Here is an 11,978-nt window from a genome sequence, read left to right as displayed (position 1 = left end):
GCTCGGCCCGGCGCGGCGGGGCGGCGGGGGCCGCCTGCTGCGGGGCGGGGTGCGGCGGGGCCGCCGGGGGCTGCTGCTGCCGCTGCCGGCCGCCGTACGGCGGGGCCGGCTGCGGGGGCTGGTTGTAGCCGCCGGGCGGCTGCGGGCGGCCTCCGTGGCCGCCCTGTCCGCCCTGCCCGGACGGTCCGCCCGGCCCGCCCTGGCCGGACTGGTAGGGCGGCGGGGCGACCGGGGGGCGCTGGGCGTAGCCGGGCGGCGGGGCCTGCCGGTAGCCGCCGGGCGGCTGCTGGCCGGGGTGCTGACCCGGGTGGCCCTGGTGCCGGCCCGGCTGCTGGTAGCCCTGCGGGGCGCCCTGGGGCGGGCGGCCGCCGGCCGCTCCGGCCTGGTAGGGCGGCGGCGCGACCGGCGGGGCCTCGAAGTCCTCGGGCCCGAAGTAGGCGATCTCGGTCTGCTGGTTGCGGTCCCGGGCCGCCCGCAGCTGGGTCTGCCACGGGTGCGGGGTCTCGGCCTGCGGCGGGCCGGGCGGGGGCGGGGGCACGGCGGCGGGCGGCATCACCCGGGTCGCGGCCGCCGGGTCGAACGGGGGCGGCTGGGTGCCCATCACCCGGGTCGCGGCCGCCGGGTCGTACTGCTGCCCCTGGTCGGGCCGGCCCTGCTGGCCGGGCTGCTGGCCGGCCGGGAGCACCTGGGTGCGGTCCTCGGCGCCGGACGGCACGTCCCCCGGCAGCCCCCCGGGCACGCCCACCGGCGCGCCCGGCACGGCGGCCGGCTGCGGGTCGGGCGCGAGCAGCGCGCCGACGGCGAGCGCCGCGTCCACGGCCGCCGGGGAGGCGTGCACGCCCACCCCCGCCGCGACCACCCGCAGGGCGCCCGCCAGCGACACCGCGCTCGGCCGCTGCGCCGGATCCTTGCGCAGGCAGCGCTCGATCACCGTCCAGAGCGGCTCCGGCATGGTCGACGGCCGCTGCGGCTCCTGGGCGAGGTGCGCGTGCAGGATCGCCAGCGGGCTGTCGCCCTGGAACGGCTGGCGGCCGGTGACCAGCTCGTACAGCATGATCCCGGCGCCGTAGACGTCCACCGCGGAGGTCTGCGGCCGGCCCTCGGCGGACTCCGGCGCGACGTACGCGGGGGTGCCGACGAACTCGTGGCTGCGGGTGATCCCCGGGGAGTCGGCGAGCCGGGCGATGCCGAAGTCGGTCAGCATCGGGTGCATCTGCTCGGTCGCGTCGACGACGGCGGTGGCGAGCAGCACGTTGGCCGGCTTGAGGTCGCGGTGCACGATGCCGTCGGCGTGGCTGGCAGCCAGCGCGTCGGCGACCTGGGCCATCAGCAGGGCGCCCGCGATCGGGCTGAACGGACCCTGCTCGCGCAGGTAGCGGGCCAGGTCGGGGCCGTCCACGAGGTCCATCACCAGGGCCAGCAGCTCGCCCTCGACGACCAGGTCGCGGACCTTGACGATGTTCGGGTGGGTCAGCCGCAGCAGCACCGAGCGCTCCCGCAGGAAGCGCATCACCACGTCCGGGTCGGCGGCGAGCTCCTCGCGAAGGATCTTGATCGCCACCAGCTGCCCCGGCGCGCTGCCGGGCACCTCGACGTCGGCGCGGACCCGGCCGCGCCAGACGGTGCCGGTGGCCCCCCGTCCGAGGGTCTCCTCCAGCAGATACTTGCTGCCGACTGGCCGCACTCGCACTCCTCGTCGTGCCGCCCGCGCGGGGCGCTCCTCCGCCGGTGCGGTGAGCCTGCCGGGCCCGTGTTCCGGCCACTCTAACGGGGTCCGTGGACGTTTTCGGGGTGACCGGCAGGGGCGTTCGCCCGGGTTGGGGGACATCCCCTACGGGAAGACCCGGAGCGTTCGCGGACGGTTCCACGGGGGTCGCGGGGTCTGCCCTTCCGGGCGCCGGTTGACCTGATTCCCCGTCGCCTCCACCATGGCGATGATCGCAAGATCGTCAAATCCGGTACGGTGCGCGGACTGTCCGTGACGGATGGCAGGATGACACTCGCCACTCTTGTGGCCCAAGCGGTGTCGCGGCCATCCCCGCTCACCCGCAGCGGCCCGAGGCAGCGGCACAAGGCGTCACACCAGCAGAAGGGACCGCGGGCGAGATGCAGATCCGGCTGACCGTCCTCCGACCGCGCAGCGGCCCGGCAGCCGCCGGCTCCGCCATCCCCTATGTGGACGTGCTGGTCACCGCTCCCGTCGGCACCGCGCTCGGCGCCCTCGCGGGCGCCCTCGCGGGCGCGGTCGGCGTGCGCGGGCCACGGGCGGCGACCCATGTGCACCTCTACGCCGGGGCGCACCGGGTGGACGAGCACACGCTGCTCGGCCACCCCCCGCTGCTCGACGGCGCCGTCCTCTCCCTGAACGAGCCGGACCCGACCGCCGACGACCCGGACGACACCCCGGCCGCCGCCGAGCTGCGCGTCGTCGGCGGACCCGACGCCGGCGGCGTGCACCGCCTGCACGGCCGGGAGATCCGGGTCGGCCGCTCCGGCGAGGCCGACGTCCCGGTCGACGACCCCGACGTCTCCCGGCTCCACCTCGCCCTGCACCTCGCCGACGACGGCACGGTGGGCGTCCGCGACCTCGGCTCCACCAACGGCACCACCGTCGACGGCCGGATCGTCCCGCCCGGCCCGCCCGAGGAGGCCGTCCCGCTGGACGGCACCGGCCTGCTGCGGATCGGCGAGACCACCCTGCGGGTCACCGCCCCGGAACCCCGGGACGTCGCCGGGGCGCCCGTCCGCGCCGCGCTGCCCGACGGCCACGGCCACCTCCAGCTCGCCGCCCCGGCCCCGGTCCGCCCCGCGCCGCCCGCCGCCGAACCGCCCGCCGCCCCCGAACCGCCCGCCGGGCGCGGGCGCGGCCTGCTCTCGCTGCGGCTCGGCCGCTCCGCCGCCGAACCGGCCGAGGAGAGCGCCGAGCGCCACCACGCCGCCGTCCGCACCCGGCAGGCCGCCGCCCAGCGCGAGCGCTGGCCCGACCTCGCCACCCTGCTGCTCAACGCCCTGGGCCCCGGCCCCCGGCTCTGGGAGCGCGGCCCCGGCCACCCCGACGCGCTCACCCTGCGGCTCGGCACCGCCGACCGGCCCGGCGGCCCCGGCACCTCCCCCGGCACCGTGCTGCCCGCCGTCCCGGTCACCGTCGACCTCCAGACCGCCGGCAGCCTCGGTCTCAGCGGCCCGCGCGAACGCCTCGACGCGCTCACCCGCGCCGTCGTCGCCCAGCTCGCCGCCCTGCACCCGCCGACCGGGCTCAGCCTGGTCGTGGTCGACGCCGACCCGGCCCGCCCCCCGCAGGACCGCGCCGACACCTGGGCCTGGGCCCTGTGGCTGCCCCACCTGCGCCCCGCCGAGGGCCAGGACTGCCGGCTGCTGCTCGGCCTCGACGACGAGCAGGCCACCGCCCGGCTCACCGAACTCACCGCCCGGCTCAGCGGCCCGGTCGGCCTCGGCGGCCACCCCGCCACCGTCGTCGTGGTCGACGGCCGCCCGGGCACCGAGTCCGCCCGGCTGGCGCTCGACCTGCTGCTGCGCCAGGGCCCGGCCGTCGGCATCTTCCCGGTCTGCCTCGCCGAACAGCCCGAGCTGCTGCCCCGCGGCCTCGGCGCCACCGCGCTGATCACCGGCGAGGTCGGCACCCAGCTCTCGCTCGACCGCCCGGGGCCGGTCACCCGCGGCCGCGAGACGCTGCACGAGGTCTCCCTGGACGCCGTCTCGGACGCCTGGGCCGAACGGCTCGCCCGCGTCCTCGCCCCGCTGCGCGAGGCCACCCCGGCCAACCGCGGACCGCTGCCGGACGCGCTGCGCCTGCTCGACCTGCTCCAGCTGGACACCGTCACCCCGGCCAAGCTCTCCGCCCGCTGGGCCGCGCACGCCGGCGGCATCGGCGCCGCCACCGCCCTGCTCGGCACCACCCGCGACGAGCTGTGCGTGCTCGACCTCGCCGACCCCGAGCTCGCCCTCCCCTCCCCCGACCCGGGCGGCCCCCACCTGCTGATCGGCGGCGCCCGCGGCTCCGGGAAGACCGAGCTGCTGCGCACCCTGGTCGCCTCGCTGGCCGCCTCCGAGCGGCCCGAACGGCTCGCCGTCAGCATCGTCGAGGGGCGGGCCACCGAGGACGGCCTCGCCGGGTGCAGCGAACTGCCGCACGTCACCGGCCGGGTCAACGCCGCCGCCGACCCGCGCGCCGCGCTGCTCGCCGCCGAGGCGCTGGAGGACGAGCTGGCGCTGCGCGAGCAGCTCTTCGACGGGCTGGACTTCGCCTCCTGGCACGCCGCCCGCATCCTCGACGGCGAGCCCGTCCCGGTCCCCGCCGCCGTCGGCGCCCCGGCCGCCCCGGCCGCCGCCCCCCGCGTCATCCACCCGCGCAGCCCCGACTCCCCCGCCGCCCCGGCCGCCGCCCCGGCCGCCGGACCGTGCCCGCCGCGCCTCGTCGTCGTGGTCGACGACTACGACGCCCTGCTCTCCCCCACCTCCCCGGTCGGCCGGCCGCTGGCCCGCGCCCTCGCCGCCGTCGCCCGCCGCGGCGGCCCGCTCGGCGTGCACCTCGCCGTCACCACCGGCCGGCCCGACGAGACCACCGGCACCGAGGTCGACGAGGCCGCCCTGCTGCGCATCGCCCTGCGCACCGACGACCCGGCCGACTCCGACCTCCTCATCCACCTCGGCGACGCCGCCGCCCTCCCCGAGACCACCCCCGGCCGCGGCTACCTCCGCCTCCCCGACGGCGGCGTCACCGCCTTCCAGACCGCCCGCATCAGCGGCCGCATCCCCCGCACCGCGACCCTGCGCCCCACCGTCGTCGCCATCGACCCCCTCACCCTCGGCGCCCCGCCCGCCCGCCGCCCCGTCCGCGAACTGGGCAACGGCCCCACCGACCTCGCCCTCCTCGCCAGCGCCCTGCAACGCGCGGCGGCCCGCTGAGGCTTCGGGGGACGGAAGACGACGGGGAGGACACCGACCGCCCCTCCGCCCCCGCCGCGACCACGGCGCGGGCGGAGCCCGTCAGGAGCGGGACGTTCGCCGGCGCCGATTCCGGCCCCCGCGCGGCGGCCTGACGCGCCGTACCGCCGGGGCGGGCCCGGAGACGGCTGTGGGGCCCGCTTGCACCGGGCCCCACAGCTTCACCTGTCTCTCGAAGGAGCCGTCACGGCTCAGGCGTTCTTCTGCTGGGGCTCCTCCCCGGGCTGGTCGACGACGGTGCTGGCGAGGACGGCGGAGTGGCCGGTCACGGTGCCCGGCTTGCCGAAGTCGTTGCCCTCGGCGGCGACCACGGTGCGCTCGCCCAGGAACTCGTGGGTCTTCGGGTCGAAGATCCACTCGGTGCGGATGCCGCCGTCCACGCGCGCCACGGCCACGCCGTGCCGGCCGGAGGCGTCCACCGAGTCGTCCACCACGGTGACGCCGGGGATCTTCGCGGCGGCCCGGTAGAGCGCGGCGCTGACGGCCGGCGGGGCGATCTGCTCGCGCAGCACGTCGCCGATCGTCACGAAGGCCTCCTGGTCGGGGCCCGGGCCCATGCCCTTGGTCTCGGTGTAGATCTTCTTCAGCAGCGCGTCCGGGTCGGTCGGCAGCGTGGCCAGGTACGCGTACGTCGGGGCGTTGAGGCCCGGCCTGGTGTTCGGGTCGAGCCACATGCCGCCGTCGGCGCGCGGTGCCGGCTCCCCGGGCTTGACCTTCTCCGGGGCGTTGGGCTTGCCGCCCTGCCCCTGCCCCTCCTTGAGCACGCCCCACTGGCTGCCGTCCACCGAGAGCCAGATCTGGCGGCGGTGCGCGGGGTCGACCTTCGACTCGCCGGTGGCGATGTTGCTGCTGCCGAACGCCACCAGGCTCTCCACGTACACGAACTGGCCCTTGCCCGGCTTCGGGTCGGGCTTGCCGGCCGCGGTGTCGGCGGCCTGGCTCAGCAGCTGGAGGGCCCCCACCGGGGCGGCGTTCAGCGTGCCGGTGCTCTGCTGCGGGGCCGGCTGGGCCTGCGTGTCCTGCGGAGCCTGCCGGGCCTGCTGCTGCGGCGCCGGGGCGCCGTCGCCGCCGCCGTTGGTCAGCGCCAACGCCAGCGCCAGTCCGCCCGCCAGCGCGGGCAGCGCCACCCAGCCGAGCCTGCCGCGACGGGCCCGCGCGGGCTTCGTCTCCCGGATCTCACTCATCAGATGTCCCCTCAACAACCGGTGGCGGTCGGCGGAGAGCTCGGGCCTCGCCGGTCCCGGCACCAGCCGGTCCAGCTCGGCGCGTTCGTCCTCGTTCATCGGTTCGTCTCCCGTATCGACCGGGCCGCTCCGACGCGGCCAACCCGTACCTGTCCGGGGGCCGGGCGCGGTTCCCGCCCGTTCCGCAGCTCTTCCTCGGCAAGCGCGCGCAGCTTGGTGCGGGCGCGCGAGAGCCGCGAACGCACCGTGCCGATCGGCACCCCCAGCGCCTCGGCCGCGCTCGCGTAGTCCAGCCCCGCCCACACGCAGAGCCCGAACACCTCCCGCTCGGCCTTGCGCAGCCGCCCGAGCGCCCGCCGGGCGGCGGCCAGCTGTGCGCTGTCGTCGAGCCGCCCCACCAGCTCGTCGGCGAAGTCCGGCACCGTCTCCCGGGGCGGCAGCCGTTCCATCGCGGCCCGGTGCCGGCGCGCCGTCCGGGCGGTGTTGCGCAGCACGTTCGCCGCGATCCCGAACAGCCAGGGCCGCACCGCCCCGTCGTCGTCCCGCAGCTTGTGCCGCAGCCGCCACCCCTCCAGGAAGGTCAGCTGGACGACGTCCTCCGCGACCGCCCAGTCCCCGGTGGACCGCACCGCGTAGCGGTACAGATCACCCGCCGTCTCGTCGAACAGCTCCCCGAACGCCCACTGATCGCCATCCCGTATCCGTCCCCGCTGCGACAACTCCACACCTCCACCTGTCCGCGGGCCCCCGGGAGTTCCACGCCCGGACAGCACGACGGCGGGCCCGCGTCCGGGGGAGGACGCGGGCCCGCCGTACTGCCGTGCCGGCCGGGGTCAGCGCATCGAGCCCGTGCGGAGCAGGGTGCGGATGACGCGCATCGCGACGGAGAGGCTGGACAGCTCGTAGTTGTCCGAACCCCTTATGTCGTCGAGGGTGCTCTTGGCGCGGTTCAGCAGGGTGGAGTTGAGGTCCGCCCAGGCCGTGTAGCGCTCCTCGGGGGCCGCGTCGTCGGGGCCGCAGGCCAGGATGTCGGCGGTCAGGGCCGCGTGGGCCGCGAAGAGGTCCTCGCGGATGGCGGCGCGGGCCATCGACGACCAGCGGTCGGTGCGGGGCAGCTCGATGATGCGGTCGAGCAGGTGGGTGATCTGGAGGCGGTCGGCGAGGTCGTAGTAGAGCTCGGCGACCTGGGCGACGTCCTTGCCGGAGCGGTCCGCGACCTCGGTGATGTCCAGGGTCGGGAAGGTCGAGGACAGGCCCGCGATCCGGGTGGCCAGCTCCTCCGGGACGCCGGCCCCGGTGAGCTCGCCGTAGATCTTCTCGAACCAGACGAGGTCCTCGCCGCGCAGCGGCTTGGGCAGCGAGCCCCAGACCTGGTTGACCCGGTCGTGGAAGAACTCGATGGTGCCGGCGATGTCCAGCGGCTGGCGCCGGTTGTTGAGCATCCACCGGGTGGCGCGCTCGACGAGGCGGCGCGCGTGCAGCCGCATCTTGGTCTGCGCCCGGGCGGGGACCTTGTTGTCCAGGCCCTCGATCTCCGACCAGATCTCCTCCAGGCCGAAGACGGCCCGGGCGGCGGTGTGGGTGCGGGCGACCTCCTCGTAGGTGGCGCCGGTCTCCTCCTTCAGGCGGAAGGCGAAGGTGCAGCCGCCGCGGTTGATCGTGTCGTTGACGATCAGCGTGGTGATGATCTCGCGGCGCAGCGGGTGCCGGTCGATCTGCTCGGCGAACCGGCCGCGCAGCGCGCTCGGGAAGTAGTCGTGCAGCGCGGTGCGGAAGAACGGGTCGTCGGGCAGGTCGGTGGCGAGCAGCTCGTCGGCCAGGGTGATCTTGGTGTAGGCGAGCAGCACCGACATCTCGGGCTGGGACAGGCCCCGGCCGTTCTGCTGGCGCTCGCGGATCTGCCGCTCGGTGGGCAGGAACTCCAGGGCCCGGTCGAGCCGGCCGTCCGCCTCCAGGCGGTTGATCATCCGGGAGTGGACGTTGACCATGCTGTGCGCCTGGGCGACCGCGTTGGCCAGCACCACGTTCTGCGCGTAGTTGTTGCGCAGCACGAGGCGGCCGACCTCGTCGGTCATCTCGGCGAGCAGGGTGTTGCGCTGCTTGACCGTCATGTCGCCGTCGGCGACCACCTGGTTGAGCAGGATCTTGATGTTGACCTCGTGGTCCGAGGTGTCCACGCCGGCCGAGTTGTCGATGGCGTCGGTGTTGATCCAGCCGCCGGTGCCCTCGGGGCCGCCGTTGGCGGCGTACTCGATGCGGCCGAGCTGGGTGCAGCCGAGGTTGCCGCCCTCGCCGACGACCCGGGCGCGGACCTGCTCGCCGTTGACGCGGATGGCGTCGTTGGCCTTGTCGCCGACCTCGGCGTTGGTCTCGGTGGAGGCCTTGACGTAGGTGCCGATGCCGCCGTTCCAGAACAGGTCGACGGGCGCCTGGAGAACGGCCTTCATCAGCTCGGCCGGGGTGAGCCGGGTGTCGGAGACCCCCAGCACGGCCCGCACCTGGGGCGACAGCTGGATCGACTTGGCGCTGCGCGGGAAGACGCCGCCGCCCGCCGAGATCAGCGACTTGTCGTAGTCGTCCCAGGAGCTGCGCGGCACCTCGAAGAGGCGGCGGCGCTCGGCGTAGGAGACGGCCGCGTCCGGGTTGGGGTCGAGGAAGATGTGGCGGTGGTCGAAGGCCGCGACCAGCCGGATGTGCTCGCTGAGCAGCATGCCGTTGCCGAAGACGTCACCGGACATGTCGCCGATGCCGACGACGGTGAAGTCCTCGCTCTGGGTGTCGTGGCCCAGCTCGCGGAAGTTGCGCTTGACCGACTCCCAGGCGCCGCGGGCGGTGATGCCCATGCCCTTGTGGTCGTAGCCGGCCGAGCCGCCGGAGGCGAACGCGTCGCCCAGCCAGAAGCCGTAGGACTCGGCGACGCCGTTGGCGATGTCGGAGAAGGTCGCGGTGCCCTTGTCGGCGGCGACGACCAGGTAGGTGTCGTCCTCGTCGTGGCGGACCACGTCGGCCGGGTGGACGACCTCGCCGCCGACCAGGTTGTCGGTGATGTCCAGCAGCGCCGAGATGAAGGTCTTGTAGGACGCGACGCCCTCGGCCAGCCAGGCGTTGCGGTCGACCGACGGGTCCGGCAGCTGCTTGGCGACGAAGCCGCCCTTGGAGCCGACCGGCACGATGACGGTGTTCTTCACCATCTGCGCCTTGACCAGGCCGAGGATCTCGGTGCGGAAGTCCTCGCGCCGGTCGGACCAGCGCAGACCGCCGCGGGCGACCTTGCCGAAGCGCAGGTGCACGCCCTCGACCTGCGGCGAGTAGACCCAGATCTCGAACGCCGGACGCGGGGCCGGCAGGTCCGGGATGGCCTTCGGGTCGAACTTCATCGACACGTAGGAGTGCCACGCGCCCGAGCCGTCGTGCTGGAAGAAGTTGGTCCGCAGGGTGGCCTTGATGAGGTGGAGGAAGGAGCGCAGGATGCGGTCCTCGTCCAGCGAGACGACCTCGTCCAGCGCGCCGGCCAGCTCCTCCAGGATGCCCTCGGTCAGCTCCAGCGCGCCCTGCTGGTGGCTGGGGCTCAGCCGGGCCTCGAAGAGGTTCACCAGCAGGCGGGTGGTGTGGGTGTTGTTGCGGAGCGCGTCCTCCATGTAGTCCTGGGAGAACGTGGAGCCCGCCTGGCGCAGGTACTTGGCGTACGCGCGCAGCATCATCGCCTGGCGCCAGGTCAGCCCGGCGGTGAGGACCAGCTCGTTGAAGCCGTCGTTCTCGGCCTTGCCGGTCCAGGTGGCGGCGAAGGTCTCCTGGAAGCGCTCGCGGGCCTCGTCGGTGAGCTCGACGGCCTCGCGCAGCCGCAGGCCGAAGTCGTAGACCCAGGCGGTGGTGTGGTCGGAGCGGGTCAGCGCGTAGGGGTGCTCGTCGAGCACCTCGACGCCCAGGCGCTGGAGGACCGGCAGCACCTCGGTGAGCGAGATCGGGCCGCCCACCCGGTAGATCTTGAAGCGGCGCTCGTCGTCGCCGGCACCGACCGGCTGGTACAGGTTGAGCCGGAAGTCGCCCTCGCCGTGCAGCGACTCGATCTGCTTGAGGTCGGCGACGGCGGTGCGCGCGGTGAAGTCGGCGCGGTAGCCGTCGGGGAAGGCGTTGGCGTACTTGCGGGAGAGCTCGGCGGCCCGCTCCTCGCCCAGCTCGACGTGCAGCTGGTCGTTGAAGCCGTCCATCCAGAACCGGGCGGCCTCGGCCAGCTTGGCCTCGATCCGCTCGACCTCGGCGTCGGTCAGCTGCGGCAGCTCGCTGCCGGGGGTGACCCGGACGACGAAGTGCAGACGGGTCAGCACCGACTCCGTCGACCAGACCGTGTAGTCGATCGAGGCGCCGTTGAGCTCCTGCATCAGGATGTCCATGAGGCGCAGCCGGATGCGGGTGGTGTAGCGGTCGCGCGGCAGGTAGACCAGCGCGGAGAAGTAGCGCCCGTACTCGTCCTGGCGCAGGAACAGCCGCAGCCGGCGGCGCTCCTGGAGGTAGAGGACGCTGGTGGCGATCTGGAGCAGCTCGGCGGCCCGGGTCTGGAAGATCTCGTCCCGGGGGAAGGTCTCCAGGATCTGCAGCAGGTCGCGGCCGTCGTGGCTCTCGGTGGAGAAGCCGGAGTCGGCGATGACGTCCTGGACCTTGCGGCGGACCACCGGGATGCGGCCGACCGACTCGGTGTAGGCGGCGGCCGAGAACAGGCCGAGGAAGCGGCGCTCGCCGATGACCTCGCCGTTGGCGTCGAACTTCTTCACGCCGACGTAGTCGAGGTAGGCGGGGCGGTGCACGGTGGCGCGGCTGTTGGCCTTGGTGAGGACGAGCAGCTTCTTCTCGTGGGCCTTGGCGCGCACCGGCGCGGAGAGCCGGCCGAAGGCCTCGCTGACGGCGTGGTGCTGCTCGTCGCGGGTGACCGGGTCGGAGCGCAGGATGCCGAGGCCGGTGCCGGCGACGGCCCGCAGGACCTCCTCGCCCTCGTGCTCGACGAGGTCGTACTCGCGGTAGCCGAGGAAGGTGAAGTGGTCGTCGGCGAGCCAGCGCATCAGCTCCCAGGCCTCGCCGACCTCCTGCTCGGGCAGGCCGGCCGGGGGCTGCTCGGCGAGCTCGTCGGCCAGGCGCAGCGCGGAGTCGCGCATCTTGGACCAGTCCTCGACGACCTCGCGGACGTCGCCGAGCACGCGGCGCAGGTTGGTCTCGATCTCGCGCAGGTCGTCGCGGTCGGTCTCGCGGTCGATCTCGATATGCATCCACGACTCGACGGTCGCGTCGGCCGGCCACTCGGCGCCGGCGGCCTGGCTGCGGGCGCAGGCGTCGACGTCGAGGATCTCCAGCAGCTTGCCGGTGATGTCACGGCGGACGACCAGCTGGGGGTGGATGACGACGTGGATGGCGCGGTCCTGGCGGGACAGCTCGTTGGTCACCGAGTCGACCAGGAAGGGCATGTCGTCGGTGACGACCTCGACCACCGTGTGGCCGCAGGACCAGCCGTTCTCCTCGACCGAGGGGGTGTGCACCCGCACCTCGGCGGTGCCCTGCGGGCGCTTGAGCCCCAGGCGGTAGTGCGAGGCGGCCGCGCCGTAGACGTCGACCGGGTCGCGGTCGACCAGGTCCTCCGGCGCCGTGTGGAGGTAGTAGTGGTGCAGGTACGCGGACAGAGCGCCGTTGCTCAGTCCCTCCCCCGGCGCCGCTCCCCCCACCTGGCTGTTCTCAGCGGCTGCTGCTGCCTTCCTGAGCAGTTCGGCCTTGGCTGCGTCCAGCTTGGTCTGCATGACTTCTTGGCTCCTGTCGCGCGCCGTTGCGTGACTCGGTGGTGGTCTC

At 74.8% G+C, this 11,978-nt stretch carries 5 protein-coding genes; 1 reads left to right on the top strand and 4 read right to left on the bottom strand.

Annotated features, from left to right (window positions below):
• Window positions 1–1,684 (bottom strand): protein kinase (locus ACFVVL_RS34050; RefSeq protein ID WP_387682191.1); only part of this gene is annotated, 1,684 nt, incomplete at its 3' end.
• Window positions 1,685–2,106: 422 nt separating this feature from the next.
• Between ACFVVL_RS34050 and ACFVVL_RS34045 the strand changes: the two genes are divergently transcribed.
• Entirely contained in the window at window positions 2,107–4,926 is a 2,820-nt protein-coding gene (locus tag ACFVVL_RS34045; protein WP_387682188.1) for an FtsK/SpoIIIE domain-containing protein, read from the top strand.
• A gap of 230 nt (window positions 4,927–5,156) precedes the next feature.
• Here the strand turns inward: ACFVVL_RS34045 and ACFVVL_RS34040 are convergent, their stop codons facing one another.
• The 3 genes from ACFVVL_RS34040 to ACFVVL_RS34030 all read right to left on the bottom strand — a co-directional run bounded on the left by ACFVVL_RS34040 (window position 5,157) and on the right by ACFVVL_RS34030 (window position 11,929).
• On the bottom strand, window positions 5,157–6,248 hold the full coding sequence (locus ACFVVL_RS34040; RefSeq protein WP_387682185.1) for a CU044_5270 family protein: 1,092 nt from the start codon (window positions 6,246–6,248) through the stop codon (window positions 5,157–5,159).
• Window positions 6,245–6,874, bottom strand: coding sequence for an RNA polymerase sigma factor (locus ACFVVL_RS34035; protein ID WP_380292711.1), 630 nt, complete (start codon window positions 6,872–6,874; stop codon window positions 6,245–6,247). The genes ACFVVL_RS34040 and ACFVVL_RS34035 overlap by 4 nt, the downstream gene beginning before the upstream one ends.
• Window positions 6,875–6,982: 108 nt before the next feature.
• The gene (locus ACFVVL_RS34030) at window positions 6,983–11,929 is read right to left on the bottom strand and encodes an NAD-glutamate dehydrogenase (RefSeq protein WP_387682182.1); all 4,947 of its coding nucleotides are present in this window, start codon (window positions 11,927–11,929) and stop codon (window positions 6,983–6,985) included.
• Between the last annotated feature and the right edge of the window lie 49 nt (window positions 11,930–11,978).

It is taken from the genome of Kitasatospora sp. NPDC058115 (assembly GCF_042884635.1).
Lineage (GTDB): Bacteria > Actinomycetota > Actinomycetes > Streptomycetales > Streptomycetaceae > Kitasatospora.
The sequence above is the reverse complement of the archived record's forward strand: the minus strand, read 5'-3'. Positions and strand labels throughout refer to the sequence as shown.

What these genes read in the sequence shown, in the direction of transcription:
- ACFVVL_RS34045 (WP_387682188.1), top strand. Translation starts at nt 2,107, where the DNA reads ATGCAGATCCGGCTGACCGTCCTCCGACCGCGCAGCGGCCCGGCAGCC.
- ACFVVL_RS34040 (WP_387682185.1), bottom strand. Translation starts at nt 6,248, where the DNA reads ATGAACGAGGACGAACGCGCCGAGCTGGACCGGCTGGTGCCGGGACCG.
- ACFVVL_RS34030 (WP_387682182.1), bottom strand. Translation starts at nt 11,929, where the DNA reads ATGCAGACCAAGCTGGACGCAGCCAAGGCCGAACTGCTCAGGAAGGCA.